A 19,228-nucleotide genomic window follows, 5' to 3' on the forward strand; every position below is an offset into this window, starting at 1 on the left:
TGGCCGGACACAATTTTGGGACCCGCAAAATGCAGCGCAGACTCGCCGCCATTCTCGCCATCGACGTCGTCGGGTTTTCCCGGCTGATGGCGCGCGACGAAGACGCCACCGTCGCCGCTCTTGGCCGGAACCTGCGCAGCGTGTTCAAACCGGCGGTGAAGGCCAATGGCGGGCGGATCGTTAAACTCCTCGGCGACGGCGCACTGGTTGAGTTTCCCAGTATTACCAACGCCACCGAATGCGCCCTCGCACTTCAGAGCACCCCACCAGAAACCGTCCCCGGCCTCGATGCCCCCCTGACCTTCCGCATCGGCCTCAATATCGGGGATATCATCCAACAGGGCGAAGACATCTTCGGGGACGGCGTCAACATCGCTGCACGTCTCGAAGCGCTGGCCCCCGAAGGCGGCATCGCATTATCCGCCAGCGCCCATGCCCACCTCGCCCCCCATCTGGCAGAACGCTTTGACGACATCGGCCCGCAAACGCTCAAAAACTTCCCTGCCCCAGTCACCGTTTTGACATGGACCCCCGAACATCGCAGCCCGCGCCCTACGCAAGACCCCGAGAAATTCAAGAAAGCCTCCATCGTGGTGCTCGCCTTTGACAACATGTCGGGCGACCCGGATCAGGAGTTCTTTTCCGACGGCATCTCCGAGGACATCATCACCGAGCTGTCGCATTTTCGCGAATTCTTCGTCATCGCCCGCAACACCAGCTTTACCTACAAAGGCACACCTGTCCGGGCCGAGGATGTCTGCGCCGAGCTTGGCGTGCGCTATCTGCTCGAGGGGTCAGTCCGCAAGGCTGGTAACCGGATACGTGTCACCGCGCAGCTCATCGAAGGCGCCACCGGTGCCCATCTCTGGGCCGGGCGGTTTGACCGCGACCTTGACGACATTTTCGCGGTTCAGGACGAAATCACCCAAGCCATCGTCGCCTCCGTCGCGCCCGAGGCGCTCAACGCCGAAACGCATCGCTCGCGCCGCAAGGCGGAAACCGAGACAAACGCCTGGGAAAAAATCCTGCTCGGACGCTGGTATATCGGGCATCTGAGCGAAGAGAGCATCGCCAGGGCGCAGGCCTTTGCCACGGACGCCATCGCGCTCGATCCGCGCCTTTCGGACGCCCACGCCATCCTTGCGCTGGCCAAGATGCACGCCATGCTGCACCTGTGGCGGCGCGACACCAAGGTCGCAATTGCCGAAGCGATCCGCCATGGGCAGGACGCCGTGAAGGCCGATGAATCCGACGCCACGGCCCACAGCATCCTTGGCATGGCCTACATGTTCGGGCGCGACTATGACAAGGCGCCGCTGCACCTCAACCGGGCGCTGCAGCTCAACCCGAACCTCTCCAACGCCCACGGCGTTCTGGCCGCCTTCCATGGTGTCAGCCGCGAGTACGCCGCCGCCCGCGCAAGTGCGGAACGCGCCACGACCCTCAGCCCGCGCGATCCCTATCGCGCCTTCTGGTATGGTGGCCACGGCATCGCAGCCTATCTCGACGAGAATTACGAACGCTGCATAGAGGTCTGCAACGAGGTACTGGCGGAATTTCCCAATTATGCCTCCGCCTTGCGCCAACTGGCCGCAGCACAGGCCATGATCGGTCAGAGCGAAGCCGCGCAAGCCACCATGCAACGCCTGCTGGCGCTCATGCCCGGCCTGACCGTGTCCATGGTGCGCGACATCGTCCCGATCCGCTACCCGGACGATCACGAACGCTGGCTCGAAGGGCTGCGCCGCGCCGGGATGCCCGAGTAGGCACCTTTCAAACAATGGGCTTGGGCTGCACGCTCTTCGGCGCCGGGTCGTTACGCACCAGCGCGATCACCCTTACTAGGACAGCCCACACTGCACCGCGACGCGCCACCCTTCGGACCAGAGCCAATTCTCGCGCGGCCTCATCAGCCCGCCGATCATGGCTGATCCGAAGCCGGCCGGCTGCATCGAATGCTGAAACATGAAACAACATCTTTTCGTCCTGAATGAGCATGGTTCTTCTCCCACAAGCGCAACTTTCAAGTGAATATTGAATGAAACTGCAGTAGATTTCGAACCAGCATTTCTGAAACCCTGTAAGCTGAACTTTCATCCATGACCATTGACTGGACCAAACTCCCATCGCTTACGGCCTTGCGCGCTTTTGATGCCACCGTTCAGTCCGGCAGCTTCAGCGCTGCGGCAAGGTCGCTCAATGTCACCCACGCCGCCGTCGCCCAGCAGGTCAAAGCGTTGGAGACGCATCTGGGCCTGCCCTTGCTCGTTCGCTCCCCACGCGGCATCACGCCAACTCCGGAAGGCCAGCGTCTGGCCCAAAGCCTTCAGTCGGGCTTCACCGCGATAAACGACGGTGTCCTGTCCGCTATGGAACAGGGCGGGCAGCAACCCGTCCGTGTCACCACGACGGCCTATTTCGCCGAATCCGTCATTTTCCCGCGCATCGCCGATTTCTGGCTGCAACACCCTGATACAGAAATCGCATTCACCCCCACGGACCGGGCGGTCGATCTCGTCGCAGAGGGCTTTGATCTCGCCGTGCGGGCGGGCGAAGGCGGCTGGCCGGATCTTGACGCCCGTCGCCTCCTGCAAAGTCCAACCCTTGCCTTGGCATCGCCAAGGCTCGTGGATGACCCGGCAACCAATTGGCAAGACATGCCGTGGCTCATCCCGCATGAAGACACCTGGGAGCGCGACGTGCTCCGGCAATCGGGCATCGACCCGGCGCAAATACGCACCATCGACGTAGGCAACCCCGCACTCGAAATCCGCGCGGCGGAACAGGGCATGGGCCTGTTGCTTGAATCTCAGGTCGACGTGGCGCGTCAGCTGGATCAGGGCTCACTAAAAGTCGCGCCGGTACAAATCCAGCACGTCTCGTCATACTTCATCGTGACGCCACCGTGGCCGCCGCGCAGGAACGTTCAGACATTCATCAAGTGGCTACTGCGCGCAATTTCGGAGGACGTCCCCGCATCAGGATCACGATCATGATCGCGATGTTTAGGAAGTTCCACGCGATCCCGTTGAGGAACGCCCATTCGTAATTGCCGCTCATGTCGTAGATCCAGCCCGACATCCACCCGCCCAGCGCCATGCCCATGATCGTCGCCATCATCACGAAGCCAACCCGCGCCCCGGCTTCCTTGGCGGGCATGTATTCCCGCACGACAATGGCATAGGCCGGAACGATGCCGCCCTGCGACAGGCCAAAGACAAGGCTGACGAGATAAAGCGGCACCAACCCGTCAAACGGCAGGAACAGGAACAGCGCCGCGCATTGCAAGGCAGACCCGATCAACAGGGTCAGCACCCCGCCCAACCGATCGGCCAAAGCCCCCGACACCAGCCGCGACACCACACCGCCCAACAGCATCAGCGACAGCATTTCCGCCCCCACCGCCGGCCCATAGCCAAGGTCGACACAGAAGGACACGATATGCACCTGTGGCATCGACATCGCCACACAACAGCCAATCCCGGCAATCCCGAGCATCCATTGCAGCACCACCGGACGGAACGGCACCCGCCCCTGTCGTGCAGTGGCCGCCATGGCCTGCGCCGTCATCGCCTCCATCGGCACCCGTCGCCTGAGCAGCATCGACAGCGGCACCACCACGGCCAGCGTCAGCACGGCCAGCACCGCAAACACCACCCGCCAGCCATAGCCGCTGAGCACCCCGCTTAGCACCATCGGCCAAAGCGCCCCCGACAGGTAATTGCCGCTCGCTGCAATCGCCACCGCGATGCCGCGCCGCTTCTGGAACCACAACGAGATATCGGCAATCAACGGCCCGAAACTCGCCGCCGTGCCAAAGCCCAGAAAGAAATGCGCCAGTGACAGCAACATGACTGTCGGGCTGAGGGCAGCGGCGGCAAAGCTCACCGCAATAAGACCCGCGGCCCCCGACAGCGCCAGCGTGATGCCCCAGCGATCCACCGCCCGACCAATCCCGAAATTGCCGAGCGCAAAACCGATCATCGTGAGCGTATACGGCAAGGAGGCATCGGCCCGGTCAATCGCGAACTCGGCCTGCACCGCCGGCATCACCACGATCACCGCCCACATCCCGACATTGCCCACCAGCGCAATGGCGAGCGTCACCAAAAGGCGGGTCCAGCTATAGCGGCTGTCAAGGATATCGGTGTCAGTCATCAAATCACGCTAGGTCGCCAAAGGTTTCGCTGCAATAGGCCCATTATCCCGGAGACGGTGCTGGGCGCGCCGCCATTACCGACGCGATACCGACACAATACCGACGTGATACCGATGCCCGTTTTGCGCGCTATTGCCCCAGCGCCTGCCCCAGATCCGCGATCAAATCGTCGGCTTTTTCGGTCCCCACCGAAATCCGCAACAGTGTTTCGGGAATGCCGGTATGCGGCTCGATCGTGTGGCGATGTTCCACAAGGCTCTCGACCCCACCAAGCGACGTGGCCCGATGAAACAGCCCGAGGCGCCCCGCCACTTTCAACGCCGTGTCCCGGTCGCCTTTGACCAGAAAAGACATAAGGAATCCAAAGCCTTGCGGCATCTGGCGCTTGGCAAGCTCATGCCCCGGATGGCTCTCCAGCCCCGGATACCAGACCGCCTCGACAGCCGGATGATCCTCCAGGAACCGCGCCACCTTCATCGCGTTTTCGCACATCCGCTCAACCCGCAAAGGCAGCGTCCGCATCCCCCGCAGCAGCAGCCAAGCCTCAAATGGCCCCATGACAGCCCCCGCGCTCGCCCGGTCATTGGCGATCTCGTCCCAGACCGCGCCCGGATCGCGCGCCACCAGCACCCCGCCCAGCACATCCGAATGCCCGTTGATCACCTTGGTGGTCGAATGCATCACCACATCCGCCCCAAGCTTCAGCGGGTTGGTCAGGATCGGCGACGCCGCCGTACTGTCCACCGCCAAAAGCGCACCACAGGACCGCGCGGCCTTCTTGGCCACGGCGATATCCACGATCTTCAGCCACGGGTTCGACGGCGTTTCGATCCACACCAGATGCGCCGCCCCCGTCGCACAAGCCGCCATCAAAGCGGCCGCATCGCTGGCATCCACCTCATCCATAACCACCTGACGGCGCTCACAGAATTCGCGGATCCACTTGGTCGTACCCCAGTAGATCCCCGACTGCACAATAACACGCCCACCGGTTGGCACCGTGCGAAACAACGCCGCGATTGCCGCCATGCCCGAAGGAAACAGCAGCGCTGCATCGCCCCCTTCCAGTTGCGTCAGAACCGCTTCGGCCTGCCGCACCGCGTCATTGTGGTCGCGCGCATAGGTGTTGGCTGGGTTGAGCGGCGCATAATCCGCATCACGCACAAAGGTCGTGGAGGGCTGGATCGGCGGCACCACCCCGCCACTGGCCAGATCAATCGCGCCGCCCGCCTGGGCCAGCAACGTGTCGGGGTGCATCTCTTTGAGGTCCATCACGCGCTCCTTCTAGTCTCGCCCCATCTGCCGCCACATGCGGCGAACATGCAAGCCCCCTCGCGCCGCGTTCTTTCAGATGCTAGGGAGACGCCATGGCCCGTACGATCCTCTTCAACAAACCCTATGATGTCCTGTCGCAATTCACCGACAAGGGCACCGAAGGCAGCCCGCGCCCGACCCTGTCGGCCTTCATCGACGTGCCCGGTGTCTATCCCGCGGGGCGGCTCGACCGGGACAGCGAAGGATTGATGGTACTGACCGATGACGGTCAGTTGCAGGCCCGCATCTCCAATCCACGCCACAAGATGTCCAAAACCTACTGGGTTCAGGTCGAGGGCCTGCCCGATGCCGCCGCGCTGGACGCCTTGCGCAAAGGCGTGGACCTCAAGGATGGCCGCACCAAACCCGCCGAAGCCCGCCGCATCGACGCGCCCGAAGACCTCTGGCCGCGCACGCCTCCGGTCCGCTTTCGCAAGTCGGTGCCGGATTGCTGGATCGAACTCACCATCCGCGAGGGGCGTAACCGGCAAGTCCGCCGCATGACCGCCGCTGTCGGCCACCCCACACTGCGCCTGATCCGGGCGCGGATCGGGCATTGGACTTTGGATGGGCTGCAACCGGGCAAATGGCGTGATGCGTAAACAGCAGACTGGCCACTTTTCCTGTGGATAAACACAACATATAGTGGACAGGAACGGGTGCGCGCCGTATTCCGGCGCGAAACACGAACCGGCAGGGGCAGGCACATGGCACATATTATCGTGGTCGGTAACGAAAAGGGCGGCGCGGGAAAATCCACGCTGTCAATGCACATCGCCACCGCCCTGACCCGCATGGGCCACAAGGTCGGCGGGCTTGACCTCGACCTGCGCCAGAAAAGCTTTGGCCGCTATGTCGACAACCGCCGCAAGTTCATGGAGCAATCCGGCCTCGACCTGCCCGGTCCCTCCTATCAGGACCTGCCCGAGATCGACCCGGCGACGCTCAAGCCCGGTGAAAACATCTATGACCACCGTCTGTCTGCCGCCGTGGCCGCGCTTGAGCCGGGCAATGACTTCATCCTGATCGACTGTCCCGGCTCGCACACCCGCCTGTCACAGGTTGCCCATTCTCTCGCCGACACGCTGGTCACGCCCTTGAATGACAGCTTTGTCGATTTCGACCTTCTGGCCCATATCGATGGCGACGGCGAAAAAATCCTTGGCCCCTCGGTCTATTCCGAAATGGTCTGGAACGCCCGCCAGCTGCGTGCCCAGGCGGGCCTGAAGCCGATCGACTGGATCGTGATGCGCAACCGCATGGGCGCACAACAGATGGTCAACAAGGAAAAGATGGGCCGGGCGCTGGAACGTCTGGCCAAGCGGATCGGCTTCCGCGTGGCCCCCGGTTTCAACGAACGAGTGATCTTCCGAGAGCTGTTCCCGCGTGGCCTGACCCTGCTCGATCTGCGCGATATCGGGGTCAAGCAACTCAACATCTCGAACGTCGCCGCCCGTCAGGAATTGCGCGACCTGATCAAGGCGCTGAACCTTCCGGGCGTGTCGGTCGACTTCTGATCGGGCGAATCACTCCGCTGATTCCAACCCCGCCAGCCGCTTGAGCATCATCCGCAAAAGCGCCACTTCACCGCTGGTGAATTGCGCCCGCAGCTTGGCATCATACTCCTCTGCCACCGCCCTCAGATCGCGATAGGCGGTGTCCCCGGCGGGCGTGAGTTTGAGCTTTTCCACCCGCCGATCTTCATCGCTGCGCGCCCGTACAACAAAGCGTCGCTCAACCAGCTTTTGCACCGCGCGGCTGATTTTTGTCTTATGAATCCGTGCCTTGGTGCAAATGTCGGTGGCGGTCATTTCGCCATAGGTGCCCAGGTGGAACAGCACCCGCCATTCCGTTCTCAGCATCCCGTAGCGATTCTTGTATACTCGCTGAAACGCAAGGCTGCTTTCTTCCGCCGCCTGGTTGAGCAGGTAGGGCGTAAAGTCCTGCAGCGAAAAATCATCTTTTTGTGGCATGAGGTCCATCCTCCTGCTTGTTAGTTACAAAAACAACTATTACCAAAGCAACCAAATTCGAAACAGGAGCGCGCGACATGACTAAACATACTGTTCCGACCCGCATGCAGATGGCCCCGTCCCTGCCCGGCCCACACGAAGGCTACATGCCGGGTTTTGGCAATGACTATGAAACCGAGGCCCTGCCCGGTGCCCTGCCGCAGGGCATGAACTCTCCGCAGACATGCAACTACGGGCTTTACGGCGAACAGCTTTCGGGCACCGCCTTCACCGCCCCCAGCCACCAGAACGAACGCACGTGGTGCTATCGCATCCGCCCGTCAGTCAAGCATTCCCACCGCTATGAAAAGATCGACGTGCCGTTCTGGAAGTCGGCCCCCAATGTCGATCCCGATGTCACCAGCCTCGGCCAGTATCGCTGGGATCCGGTGCCGCACACCGACGAGAAGCTGACATGGGTCACGGGCATGCGCACCATGACTACTGCAGGCGATGTGAATACGCAGGTCGGCATGGCTTCGCATATCTACCTCGTCACCGAATCCATGGAGGATGACTATTTCTTCTCCGCCGATTCCGAACTGCTGGTTGTCCCGCAAGAGGGCGTGCTGCGCTTCTCGACCGAGCTGGGCATCATCGACCTTGAGCCCAAGGAAATCGCCATCATTCCGCGCGGTCTTCTCTATCGCGTCGAAGTGCTCGAAGGCCCGGCCCGCGGCTTTGTCTGCGAGAATTACGGCCAGAAATTCGAGCTTCCGGGCCGCGGCCCGATCGGTGCCAACTGCATGGCCAACCCGCGCGACTTCAAGGCGCCTGTTGCGGCCTATGAAGACCGCGAAGTGCCCTCGACCGTCACCGTGAAATGGTGCGGTCAGTTCCACAAGACCAATATCGGCCAGTCACCGCTCGACGTGGTCGCATGGCACGGCAACTATGCCCCTGTGAAATACGACCTGCGCACCTATTGCCCGGTCGGCGCGATCCTGTTCGACCATCCCGACCCGTCGATCTTCACCGTGCTCACCGCCCCCTCAGGCCAGCCCGGCACCGCCAATATCGACTTCGTGCTGTTCCGCGAACGCTGGATGGTGGCCGAGGACACCTTCCGCCCGCCATGGTATCACAAGAACATCATGTCCGAGCTGATGGGCAACATCTATGGCCAGTATGACGCCAAGCCCAAGGGCTTCATCCCCGGCGGCATGTCCCTGCACAACATGATGCTGCCCCACGGTCCGGACAAGAACGCCTTTGAGGGCGCTTCCAACGCCGATCTCAAGGCGGAAAAGCTGGACAACACCATGTCCTTCATGTTCGAAACCCGCTTCCCGCAGCATCTGACCACATTTGCCGCAGATGAAGCCCCGCTTCAGGACGATTACATTGATTGCTGGTCCGACATCGAAAAGAAATTCGATGGCACCCCGGGCAAGAAATAAGGAACACGACACGATGCCATTGATGAAAAGCTGGGTGGCTTCGGCCAATGACGCCAACCACCCCTTCCCGCTCAACAACCTGCCCTACGGCGTGTTCTCGACCGCCGGGACCGAGGAACGCTGCGGTGTCGCCATCGGTGACATGATCCTCGACATGGCCGCCGCCGAAGAGGCCGGTCTGGTCACGATGTCCGAGATCCCGGTCTTTGACGTGCCGTACTGGAACGACCTGATGGACATGGGTTCCGAAGCATGGGCCGCCCTGCGCGCCCGCCTCACCGGGCTTCTGGCCGAAGGCAGCGCCGAGCAGTCGGCGGTTGAGCCGCTGCTCGTGCCGATGGCTGACGCGACCCTGCACATGCCCTTTGCCGTCAGCGAATACACCGACTTCTATGCCGGCCGTCAGCACGCCGCCAACATGGGCGCGATCCTGCGCGGCTCACCCGATCTGCCCGCCAACTGGCTGCACATCCCGATCGGCTACAACGGGCGCGCTTCGTCTGTCGTGGTCTCGGGCACGCCGATCCACCGCCCCAACGGTCAGCGCAAGGCCCCCGACGCCGAGATGCCCAGCTTTGGCCCCTCGATGCGACTGGATATCGAGCTGGAAATGGGCGCCATCGTCGGCACCCCTAGCGAATTCGGTCAGCCGATCACCGTGGATCAAGCCGACGACATGATCTTTGGCTACGTGCTGCTGAACGACTGGTCCGCGCGCGACATTCAGGGCTGGGAATACCAGCCGCTTGGCCCGTTCCAGGGCAAGGCGTTTGGCACCTCGATCTCCCCGTGGATCGTGACCGCTGCGGCATTGGAAGAGTTCCGCGCGCCCACGCCGGACCGCGAAAAAGAGCTGCTGCCCTATCTCGACAGCACCAAGGACGGCCTCTTTGACATCGACCTCGAAGTGCTGATGCAGCCCGAAGGTGCCGAGACCGCTTCGGTCGTCGCCAAGACCAACTACAACCGCATGTATTACTCGGCTGCCGAACAGCTTTGCCATCACGCCATTGGCGGGTGTGGCATGAATGTCGGCGACCTCCTTGGGTCGGGCACGATCTCTGGCCCCAACAAGGGCGAATACGGCTCTCTGATGGAAGTCAGCTGGGCAGGTCGCGAACCCTTCACCCTCGACACCGGCGAAACCCGCAGCTTCATCGAAGACGGTGACACCCTGACCCTGCGCGGCAACGCCCGTGGAGACGGTTTCACCATCGGTTTCGGCGACTGTACCGGAAAAATCCTGCCCGCCGTGGCATGGCCCGCAAAATAAGGAAGAACCCAATGGCAAAAGCATTCGCGTCCCAAGGGGACATGACCGAAAAGAAAATTACCTTTGATGAGATCGGCGAAGGCCTCTACGCCTTCACCGCCGAGGGCGACCCGAACTCAGGCGTCATCATCGGCGACGACAGCGTCATGATCGTCGAGGCACAGGCCACCCCGCGTCTGGCCAACAAGGTGATCGACTGCGTGCGCACTGTCACCGACAAACCGATCACCCATGTGGTTCTGACCCATTATCACGCCGTGCGCGTTCTGGGGGCCTCTGCCTTCAACGCCCAGCAGGTCATCATGTCCAACACCGCCTACAATATGGTGCTGGAACGCGGTCAGGAAGACTGGGACAGCGAATTCCAGCGCTTCCCGCGCCTGTTCGAAGGCCACGAGTCGATCCCTGGCCTGACCTTCCCGACCACCACCTTCACCGACGAAATGACCGTGTTCCTCGGCAAGCGCCGCGTGAACATCAAGCAGATCGGCCGCGCCCACACCGCCGGCGACGCCGTGATCCACGTGCCGGACCAGAACGTCATGTTCACCGGCGACATCGTCGAAGACCACTCGGCCTGCTACTGCGGCGACGGTCACTTTGCCGATTGGGGCAACACGCTGGACAATATCAAAGCCTATGACGTCGACGCCATCGCGCCGGGTCGGGGCGGCGCACTGGTCGGCAAAGAAGCCGTGGACCGCGCCATCGAAAGCACCCGCGACTTCGTTCAGAGCACCTATCTGCCCGCAGCCCGTGTGGCGGCGCGCGGTGGCTCGCTGAAAGAAGCCTGGGACGCCGTGCGCGCCGAATGCGATCCGAAATTCGCAGACTATGCGATCTACGAGCACTGCCTGCCCTTCAACGTGGCGCGCGCCTATGACGAAGCCCGCGGCATCGCGCATCCCCGCATCTGGACTGCTCAACGCGATCTGGAAATGTGGGAGGCCCTTCAGGGCTAATCCGACCGCTCCTCCCCCTTTTGCGGGCGGAGGAGCCTACCCCGCAAACCACGATTTGATCCAGATCGTGTGACACATCCGGGGAACATGAGACACTAAATGCAATCGCCCCGGCGCAGCCCCGCGCCGGAGCTTGGGAGAGATTTGCCCATCATCGGGAGGAGACCATGAACAAAATCTTCGAAATTCCGCTCTACGCTTACGAGCGCAGCCCGGATCAGGACGCCCAGACGCCGGTTCGGCGCAAGGTCGTCATCATCGGCGCCGGCCCCATCGGTCTTGGCGCGGCCATCGACCTCGCCCAGCAGGGCGTCGAAGTTGTCATTCTCGACGACAACGACAAGGTCAGCTTCGGAAGCCGCGCGGTCTGCTACGCCAAACGCCCGCTAGAAATACTTGATCGTCTGGGCTGTGGTCAGCCGATGGTCGACAAGGGTGTTGAATGGAACATCGGCAAGGTCTTCTTTGACGACCGCCAGGTCTATGACTTCAACCTGCTGCCCGAAGACGGCCACCAGCGCCCGGCCTTCATCAACCTTCAGCAGTATTACTTCGAAGAATACATGGTGAACCGCGTCCGCGAACTGCAGGCCGCTGGCGCACCGATCGAAATCCGTGGCCGCAACAAGGTCGAGGCGATTGGCACCCATGACGATCACGTAACCCTCGAAGTGGACACGCCCGAAGGCGCCTACACGCTCGAAGCCGAATGGCTGATCGCCTGTGATGGCGCCAATTCCCCGGCCCGCCGCATGCTCGGCCTCGACTTTGTGGGCCGCGTTTTTGAGGACAACTTCCTGATTGCCGACGTTATCATGGAAGCGGAATTCCCGACCGAGCGCTGGTTCTGGTTCGATCCGCCCTTCAACAAGGGTCAATCCGCGCTGCTCCACAAACAGCCCGACAATGTCTGGCGCATCGACCTGCAACTGGGCTGGGACATCGACAAGGAACGCGAAAAGCGCCCCGAGAACGTGATCCCGCGTCTCAAGCAGATGCTGGGCGACGATGTCGAGTTCGAACTCGAATGGGTGTCGATCTACACCTTCCAGTGCCGCCGCATGGAACAGTTCCGCCATGGCCGCGTGCTCTTTGCCGGCGATGCCGCGCACCAGGTGTCGCCATTCGGCGCCCGTGGCGCAAACTCGGGCCTTCAGGACACCGATAACCTGTGCTGGAAGCTCAAGCTTGTCATGGACGGCAAGGCGCCCGAATCGCTGCTCGACAGCTACGACATGGAGCGTATCCACGGCGCGGATGAGAACATTCTCAACTCCTCGCGCTCGACCGATTTCATCACGCCCAAGTCCGACATGAGCCGCATCCTGCGCGACGCTGTTCTGGACCTGTCCGAACATTATTCCTTTGCCCGCCCGCTGGTGAACTCGGGCCGCCTTTCGGTGCCCTGCACCTATGACGGTTCGCCGCTCAACTCGGCCGATGCGCTGCTTGACGGCCCGGCCCGCACCCGGCCCGGCTCGCCCTGCCCGGATGCGCCGCTGGGGGATGATTTCCTGCTTCCCAAGCTGGGCGACAAGTTCATCCTGCTCACCATTGATGCCGATGCCCCCGACAGCTTCGAGGAAGACGGGGTCGAAGTCACCCGGCTGGCCCTCTCGGTCAAGGATGACGCCTCGCTCGAACTCAAGCGCCGCTACCTTGGCGAAAATGACAGCGCCGTCTACCTGATACGCCCGGATCAGCACGTCGCCGCCCGTCGCGCCAGCTTTGACGAAGCCCAGTTCCGCACCGCGCTGCGCCGCGCAACCGGCAAGGAGTAACAGACATGTCCGATCAACTGACACTGACCCCCAACATCGATGGCGCGGATGATTTCTACGCCGAACTGCTGGCCGCCCACGAGGGCCTTGCGAAAGACCAGAGCGATGCGCTCAACGCACGCCTTGTTCTCGTGCTCGCCAACCACATCGGCAACCGCGCCGTTCTCTCGCAGGCGCTCGAAGCCGCCGCACTGAAGGAGTAACCCCCATGAAAATCGAACAAATCCACCACGTCGCCTATCGCTGCAAAGACGCCAAGGAAACCGTCGAGTGGTATGGCAAGATGCTCAACATGGACTTCATCCTCGCCATTGCCGAGGATCACGTCCCGTCGACCCACGAGCCCGATCCCTACATGCACCTGTTCCTTGATGCCGGGAATGGCAATGTTCTGGCCTTCTTCGAACTGCCGACCAAGCCGGAAATGGGCCGCGATCCCAACACCCCGATCTGGGTGCAGCACATCGCCTTCAAGGTGAAGGACCGCGCCACCCTGATCGAGTTCAAAGAGCATCTCGAAGCCAACGGTGTCGAGGTTCTGGGTGTGACCGACCACTCGATCTTCCACTCGATCTATTTCTTCGATCCCAACGGCCACCGCGTCGAACTGGCCTGCCCCGATCCCGAAGAAGAAGCCATGCTCAAGCGTATGGACGAAGTGAAGTGGGACATGCTCAACGAATGGTCCGTGACCAAGAAGGCGCCCAAACACGCTGATTGGCTGCACGCCAAGGAACTGAACAAAGACATTTAACAACGCAATCAAAATCGCGTAAACAAGAGACAACCGGCCCCAATCGGGCCGGTTGTTGCATACTCAGGGGACAGCCTTCATGACCGACACCATTCTCTTTGACTACTGGCGCTCCTCTGCCAGCTACCGCCTGCGCATCGCGCTCAACCTTGCGGGCATCGACTATACGGCCATTCCAGTCGACCTGGTCAAAGGCGAACACAAGACGCCCGACCATGTCGCCCGTAATCCGCAGGGCCTGGTTCCGGTGCTGGACATCGACGGTCATCGCTTTACCCAGTCGCTGGCCATCCTCGATTACCTTAACGAAACCCGCAATCTGGGCCTTCTACCCAAGGAACCAGCCGAGGCCGCGCAGGTCCGCGCCCTCGCCCATTCGGTCGCCGTGGACGTGCATCCAGTCTGCAACGTATCCGTTGCCGGGTTTGCGGCCGGGTACATTTCGGATGACAAGATGACCGGCATGACCACGTGGATGCAGCGCTTTATCCCACCCGGTCTCGCCGCCTTCGAAGCGCTGCTCGAAGGCTTTGAGCAGGCCCCTTACTGCACTGGCGACACGCCGTCGCTGGCCGACATCTGCCTGATGCCCCAGCTCTACAATGCCCGCCGCTGGAACGCTGATTTCTCAGGGTGTGAGCGGATCAAATCCGTTGAAGCGGCCTGTAGTGCGCATCCCGCCTTTGCAGCGGCGCATCCTGACGAAGTGAACCCCGGCTGATCTCAGAGATCGAGCTGGTTCAGATCATCCAACAGGGCCAACAGGCCCTGGTACTTTTCGTCACCCAACTCCTCGCGCAACCGCGCCATCTGTCGCTGGCTGGCGGGCATGTTCTGCGCAATCAGCGCATGGCCCGCCTCGGTCACCGTGATCACCTGACGGCGACGGTCATTGTCATCGCGCGTGCGCGTGACAAGGCCCTTCTCTTCTAGCTTCTGCAGAATCCGGGTCAGGCTTGGCAGCAAAAGAACCGCACGCTCGGCAATCGAGGTCGGGTCCAGCGGCCCTTCTTCCATCAAGACCCGCAAAACGCGCCATTGTTGTTCGGTTACACCGGCATCGGCCAGCATATTGCGGATCGGCCCCATCACCTTTTCCCGTGCCCGAAGCAAGGCAATGGGCAGAGATTGAGAAGTGGCCGGAATATTCGTCTCGATAGTCATGAAAACTACATGCACCCAAGGGCGAAAAAAGGCAAATTCATTATCTTGCTAAGCGGACATCACTTGATTAACCTGTTAACATTATTGGAGGGGTAAATTATGCAATGGTCAGAGTTTTCTCGTTGGGGCGCAAAGATTTCCGACTGGGCGCGCGGGTATCACGAAACCCTGCGTGAACGCCCGGTGCGCGCACAGGTCGCGCCCGGTGATGTGCTGAATGCCCTGCCCGCCACGCCCCCGACGGTGGGCGAGGACATGGACGCGATCTTTGCCGATTTCGAGAAAACCGTGATGCCCGGCATCACCCATTGGCAGCATCCGCGCTTCTTTGCCTATTTCCCGGCCAATGCCACACCGCCCTCGATGCTGGCCGATTACCTGACATCCGTGATCGCCCCGCAATGCATGTTGTGGCAGACCTCCCCCGCCGCCACCGAAATGGAAACCCGCATGATCGACTGGCTACGCCAGTCCATCGGCCTGCCCGACGGGTTTTCCGGCGTCATTCAGGACAGCGCCTCTTCGGCCACCCTTGCCGCCGTGCTGACCATGCGCGAACGGGCGCTGAACTGGCAGGGCAATGAAAAGGGCCTCGCCGGATTGTCGACCTTGCGCATCTACTGCTCTGCCGAGGTCCACACCTCGGTTGACCGCGCCATCTGGGTCTCTGGCATTGGTCAGGACAACTTAGTGCGCATCCCGACCCAGGGCCCCACCCGCGCCATGGACCCCGCCGCGCTTGATGCTGCGATCAAGGCCGACATCGCGGCCGGTCTCACCCCGGCGGGCATCATCGCCTGCACAGGGGGCACCGGCACCGGTGCCTGTGACGACATTACCGCCACCTGCGACGTTGCCGAGGCACATGGGCTGTACCTGCATGTCGATGCTGCATGGGCCGGGGCGGCGATGATCTGCCCCGAATACCGAACCCTCTGGACAGGCGTCGAGCGCGCCGACAGCGTTGTGTTCAACCCGCACAAATGGCTCGGAGTGCAGTTCGACTGCTCTGCGCATTTCCTGCGCAACCCGGATGATCTCGTGCGCACGCTGGCGATCCAGCCCGAATACCTCAAGACCCATGGCAAAGACGGGATCATCAACTATTCTGAATGGTCAGTCCCCCTGGGGCGCCGCTTCCGCGCGCTCAAGATCTGGTTTGTCCTGCGCAGTTATGGGCTCAATGGTCTGCAAGAGATGATCCGCAACCACGTGACATGGGCCGAAGAGCTTTGCACCGCCATCCGCGCCCTCCCGGACTTCGAGATCATCACCGACCCCGTGCTCTCGCTCTTTACCTTCCGCTATGTGCCGGACGGGACCACCGATCCTGACAGGCTCAACCAAACCCTGGTGGACCGGATCAACGATGACGGGCGCATCTACCTCACCCAGACCCGCGTGAACGGCAATCTCGTGATCCGTTTTCAGGCCGGACAGGTCAACGCCACACGCGAAGACATCCTCTTTGCCCTTGAAGTCATTCAGGAAATTTCGGCCGAACTTACGTAGTTTTACGACTACGTATTTTCCCCGAATTGACCCAATTCACTCCCTCCCCCTACCATGAGATCAATGCTTCCGGCCAAAATCCGGACGTGATCTCAGGGAGGAAAACTCATGAAGAAACTACTGCTTTCGGGCATGGTCTCGGCCTTGGCGCTGGCAAGTGCCGCCGCTGCCGACATCAAGATCGCCCACGTATACGGCAAAACCGGCCCGTTCGAGGCCTATGCCAAACAATCCCATGACGGCCTGATGCTGGGCATCGAATATGCCACCGGCGGCACCATGGAAGTGAATGGCGAAAAGATCGTCATCATCGAAAAAGACACCCAGCTGAAGCCCGACAACGGCAAGGCGCTTCTGGAAGAAGCCTATGGCGACGATGAAGTCGACCTCGCCATTGGTCCGGTCTCCTCGGGCGTTGCGCTGGCCATGCTGCCGGTTGCCGAGGAATTCGAGAAACTGCTGATCGTGCACCCCGCCGTTGCCGACTCCATCACCGGCGCCAACTGGAACCGCTACATCTTCCGCACCGGCCGCAACTCCTCGCAGGACGCCGTGGCACAGGCCATCGCCATGGCAGGCCCGGACGTGAAAATCGCCACGCTGGCACAGGACTACGCCTTTGGCCGCGACGGCGTTTCGGCCTTCAAGGAAGCGCTCGAAGGCACCGGTACCGAGGTCGTACACGAAGAATACGCCCCCACCGACACCACCGATTTCACCGCAGCTGCAGAACGTATCTTCAACGCCATGAAAGACCTTGATGGCGAAAAGAAAGTGTTCATCCTCTGGGCTGGCGGCGGCAACCCGCTGGGCAAGATCCAGGCCATGGACCCCAGCCGCTTTGGCATTGAACTGGCCACTGGCGGCAACATCCTCGCGGCTCTGAAGGGCTACAAGGACTTCCCCGGTATGGAAGGCGCGATCTACTACTACTACGAGCTTCCCGACAACGAAGTGAATGACTGGCTCGTTGCCACCCATCAGGAACGCTACAACAGCCCGCCCGACTTCTTCACCGCTGGCGGCATGGCCACCGGCATGGCCGTGGTCGAAGCGCTCAAGAAAACCGGCGGCGACACCGACACGGAAACCCTCATCGCCGCCATGGAAGGCATGGAATGGATGACGCCCAAGGGCATGATGAAATTCCGCGCCGAAGACCATCAGGCGATGCAGTCCATGTATCACTTCAAAATCCGCGTGGATGACAACGTGGAATGGGCGATCCCCGATCTGGTCAAGGAACTGACCATCGAGGATCTGCCGATCCCGATCCGCAACAAGTAAACCGAACCGCAGATCCGAGGCCCGGCGGTTCCCCTGCCGGGCCTCATGCTTTCCCACCCAAGGGAACTTCCCCAAATGTCTCATCCTATTCTTCAGACCACTGACCTGACGGTCCGTTTCGGCGGCCATGTGGCGGTCGATCACATCTCCTGCACCTTCAACACGGGCGAACTTACGGCCATCGTGGGCCCCAATGGCGCGGGCAAGACCACCTATTTCAACCTCATCTCCGGGCAGATCCCGTCGAGCGAGGGCAAGGTGGTGCTCAATGACCGCGACATCACCCGCATGTCCGTGGCCCAGCGCACCCATCTTGGCATCGGGCGCGCCTTTCAGTTGACCAACCTGTTTCCCAACCTCAACGTGCTGGAAAACGTCCGCCTCGTGATCCAGTCAAAGTCGGGGCGCGGCTTCAACATGTTCTCCATGGCCTCGAGCCATGACGACCTGACCACCCCGGCGATGGAAATCGTCGAACGTGTGCGACTTGCCGATCAGGCTTTGCAGCCCGTCACCGAACTCTCCCACGGCGACCAGCGCAAGCTTGAAGTCGCCCTGCTGATTGCACTCGATCCGCTGGTCTACATGTTCGACGAACCCACCGCAGGCATGTCGGTCGACGAAGCGCCCGTGGTGCTTGATCTCATTGCCGAGCTGAAACATCGCAAGGATCGCTCGATCCTGCTCGTGGAACACAAGATGGACGTGATCGCCAAGCTCGCCGATCGCATCATCGTGCTGCACAACGGCGCGCTGGCCGCAGATGGCGAACCCACTGAAGTGATCGCCTCGGACGTGGTTCAGGAAGCCTATATGGGCAAGGAGCTGGAAGATGTCTGATCCCATTCTTTCCCTCAAGGGCGTGCGCACCAACATCGCGCAGTATCACATCCTGCAAGGGGTGGACCTTGATGTGCCGCGCGGCGCTGTGACGATGCTTCTGGGGCGCAATGGTGTGGGCAAAACCACCACGCTGCGCACGATCATTGGCCACTGGCGCGCCCATGAAGGCCAGGTGCTGTTCGACGGACAGGACATCGCCCGCCTGCCCACCCCCGCCATCGCACGTCTGGGCATCGGGTTCGTCCCCGAGGACATGGGCATCTTCTCGGACCTTTCGGTCGAGGAAAACATGACCCTTGCCGCAGTGTCCGGCCCGATCGATTCCACCCGGCTGGAATGGCTGTTCTCGGTCTTCCCCGCATTGGGAACCTTCTGGAAGAAAGACGCCGGCACGCTCTCGGGCGGGCAGAAACAGATGCTTTCGATTGCCCGCGCCATGATTGAAGAGCGTCGCCTCTATCTGATCGACGAACCGACCAAGGGCCTTGCCCCGGCCATCATCTCGACCATGGCGCGTGCGCTGCGCGAGTTGAAGGAACAGGGCGCGTCGATCCTTCTGGTCGAACAGAACTTCTCGGTCGCCCGCGCCCTGGGAGACAGCGCCAACGTGATGGATGACGGGCGCATGGTCTGGTCCGGCGAGATGAAACAGCTCGCCACCGACGCCGAGTTGCAGGAACGGCTGATGGGCCTGAGCATGGAGAACCACTGATGCGACAGATGCACCGTCGGATTTTGAGTATTTTTGGCAAAATGAAGCAGGGGGG

General features: G+C 61.4%; 20 protein-coding genes. 15 read left to right on the plus strand and 5 right to left on the minus strand.

Annotation, left to right across the window (positions count from 1 at the left end; translation table 11 throughout):
• Nucleotides 1-29: 29 nt before the first annotated feature.
• Entirely contained in the window at nucleotides 30-1,766 is a 1,737-nt protein-coding gene (locus tag BMZ35_RS02560; RefSeq protein ID WP_165609986.1) for an adenylate/guanylate cyclase domain-containing protein, read from the plus strand.
• A gap of 7 nt (nucleotides 1,767-1,773) precedes the next feature.
• On the opposite strand, the gene BMZ35_RS02565 is transcribed toward BMZ35_RS02560, so the two are convergent.
• Entirely contained in the window at nucleotides 1,774-1,998 is a 225-nt protein-coding gene (locus BMZ35_RS02565) for a hypothetical protein (RefSeq protein WP_093090594.1), read from the minus strand.
• A 101-nt stretch (nucleotides 1,999-2,099) separates the two neighbouring features.
• Between BMZ35_RS02565 and BMZ35_RS02570 the strand changes: the two genes are divergently transcribed.
• Nucleotides 2,100-2,996, plus strand: a complete 897-nt coding sequence (locus BMZ35_RS02570) for a LysR family transcriptional regulator (protein ID WP_093090596.1) — start codon at nucleotides 2,100-2,102, stop codon at nucleotides 2,994-2,996.
• Here BMZ35_RS02570 and BMZ35_RS02575 read toward each other — a convergent pair.
• Nucleotides 2,938-4,158 (minus strand): MFS transporter, encoded by a 1,221-nt coding sequence (locus BMZ35_RS02575; protein ID WP_093090598.1) that lies wholly within the window; start codon nucleotides 4,156-4,158, stop codon nucleotides 2,938-2,940. The two genes, BMZ35_RS02570 and BMZ35_RS02575, sit on opposite strands and share 59 nt — an antisense overlap.
• Before the next feature lie 130 nt (nucleotides 4,159-4,288).
• Complete coding sequence (locus BMZ35_RS02580) at nucleotides 4,289-5,431, minus strand: trans-sulfuration enzyme family protein (protein WP_093090600.1); 1,143 nt, start codon at nucleotides 5,429-5,431, stop codon at nucleotides 4,289-4,291.
• A 95-nt stretch (nucleotides 5,432-5,526) separates the two neighbouring features.
• Between BMZ35_RS02580 and BMZ35_RS02585 the strand changes: the two genes are divergently transcribed.
• Nucleotides 5,527-6,075 carry a pseudouridine synthase gene (locus BMZ35_RS02585; protein ID WP_093090602.1) on the plus strand — a complete coding sequence of 183 codons (549 nt, stop codon included), beginning with the start codon at nucleotides 5,527-5,529 and terminating at the stop codon, nucleotides 6,073-6,075.
• Between the two features lie 105 nt (nucleotides 6,076-6,180).
• On the plus strand, nucleotides 6,181-6,990 hold the full coding sequence (locus tag BMZ35_RS02590; protein ID WP_093090604.1) for a division plane positioning ATPase MipZ: 810 nt from the start codon (nucleotides 6,181-6,183) through the stop codon (nucleotides 6,988-6,990).
• Nucleotides 6,991-6,999: 9 nt separating this feature from the next.
• Here BMZ35_RS02590 and BMZ35_RS02595 read toward each other — a convergent pair whose 3' ends face one another.
• Nucleotides 7,000-7,446: a MarR family winged helix-turn-helix transcriptional regulator gene (locus tag BMZ35_RS02595; RefSeq protein ID WP_093092492.1), complete on the minus strand. Its 447-nt coding sequence runs from the start codon at nucleotides 7,444-7,446 to the stop codon at nucleotides 7,000-7,002.
• 77 nt (nucleotides 7,447-7,523) lie between these two features.
• On the opposite strand from BMZ35_RS02595, the gene hmgA reads away from it, so the two are divergent.
• From hmgA to maiA, 7 genes are all read left to right on the plus strand, one after another.
• A complete protein-coding gene (gene hmgA, locus BMZ35_RS02600; protein ID WP_093090606.1) occupies nucleotides 7,524-8,885 on the plus strand; it encodes a homogentisate 1,2-dioxygenase in 1,362 nt (453 codons plus the stop codon).
• A 13-nt stretch (nucleotides 8,886-8,898) separates the two neighbouring features.
• A complete protein-coding gene (gene fahA / locus BMZ35_RS02605; protein WP_093090608.1) occupies nucleotides 8,899-10,158 on the plus strand; it encodes a fumarylacetoacetase in 1,260 nt (419 codons plus the stop codon).
• Between the two features lie 11 nt (nucleotides 10,159-10,169).
• On the plus strand, nucleotides 10,170-11,120 hold the full coding sequence (locus tag BMZ35_RS02610; protein ID WP_093090610.1) for an MBL fold metallo-hydrolase: 951 nt from the start codon (nucleotides 10,170-10,172) through the stop codon (nucleotides 11,118-11,120).
• A gap of 167 nt (nucleotides 11,121-11,287) precedes the next feature.
• On the plus strand, nucleotides 11,288-12,901 hold the full coding sequence (locus BMZ35_RS02615) for an FAD-dependent oxidoreductase (RefSeq protein WP_093090612.1): 1,614 nt from the start codon (nucleotides 11,288-11,290) through the stop codon (nucleotides 12,899-12,901).
• Nucleotides 12,902-12,906: 5 nt separating this feature from the next.
• Nucleotides 12,907-13,104, plus strand: a complete 198-nt coding sequence (locus BMZ35_RS02620) for a DUF2783 domain-containing protein (RefSeq protein ID WP_093090614.1) — start codon at nucleotides 12,907-12,909, stop codon at nucleotides 13,102-13,104.
• Nucleotides 13,105-13,109: 5 nt separating this feature from the next.
• Entirely contained in the window at nucleotides 13,110-13,655 is a 546-nt protein-coding gene (locus tag BMZ35_RS02625; RefSeq protein WP_093090616.1) for a VOC family protein, read from the plus strand.
• A 79-nt stretch (nucleotides 13,656-13,734) separates the two neighbouring features.
• On the plus strand, nucleotides 13,735-14,376 hold the full coding sequence (maiA, locus tag BMZ35_RS02630; RefSeq protein WP_093090618.1) for a maleylacetoacetate isomerase: 642 nt from the start codon (nucleotides 13,735-13,737) through the stop codon (nucleotides 14,374-14,376).
• Between the two features lie 2 nt (nucleotides 14,377-14,378).
• Here the strand turns inward: maiA and hpaR are convergent, their stop codons facing one another.
• Nucleotides 14,379-14,819, minus strand: a complete 441-nt coding sequence (gene hpaR, locus BMZ35_RS02635) for a homoprotocatechuate degradation operon regulator HpaR (RefSeq protein ID WP_423227740.1) — start codon at nucleotides 14,817-14,819, stop codon at nucleotides 14,379-14,381.
• A gap of 99 nt (nucleotides 14,820-14,918) precedes the next feature.
• On the opposite strand from hpaR, the gene BMZ35_RS02640 reads away from it, so the two are divergent.
• The 4 genes from BMZ35_RS02640 (at nucleotide 14,919) to BMZ35_RS02655 (ending at nucleotide 19,173) form a co-directional block, all read left to right on the plus strand.
• Nucleotides 14,919-16,331, plus strand: coding sequence for a pyridoxal phosphate-dependent decarboxylase family protein (locus BMZ35_RS02640; RefSeq protein WP_093090620.1), 1,413 nt, complete (start codon nucleotides 14,919-14,921; stop codon nucleotides 16,329-16,331).
• Between the two features lie 108 nt (nucleotides 16,332-16,439).
• Nucleotides 16,440-17,618, plus strand: a complete 1,179-nt coding sequence (locus BMZ35_RS02645; protein ID WP_093090622.1) for a substrate-binding domain-containing protein — start codon at nucleotides 16,440-16,442, stop codon at nucleotides 17,616-17,618.
• 75 nt (nucleotides 17,619-17,693) lie between these two features.
• Nucleotides 17,694-18,458: an ABC transporter ATP-binding protein gene (locus BMZ35_RS02650; RefSeq protein ID WP_093090624.1), complete on the plus strand. Its 765-nt coding sequence runs from the start codon at nucleotides 17,694-17,696 to the stop codon at nucleotides 18,456-18,458.
• Nucleotides 18,451-19,173: an ABC transporter ATP-binding protein gene (locus tag BMZ35_RS02655; RefSeq protein WP_093090625.1), complete on the plus strand. Its 723-nt coding sequence runs from the start codon at nucleotides 18,451-18,453 to the stop codon at nucleotides 19,171-19,173. Before BMZ35_RS02650 ends, BMZ35_RS02655 begins: the two co-directional genes overlap by 8 nt.
• The last annotated feature ends 55 nt before the right edge of the window (nucleotides 19,174-19,228 follow it).

It is taken from the genome of Shimia aestuarii (genome assembly GCF_900114635.1).
Taxonomy (GTDB): Bacteria; Pseudomonadota; Alphaproteobacteria; order Rhodobacterales; family Rhodobacteraceae; genus Shimia; species Shimia aestuarii.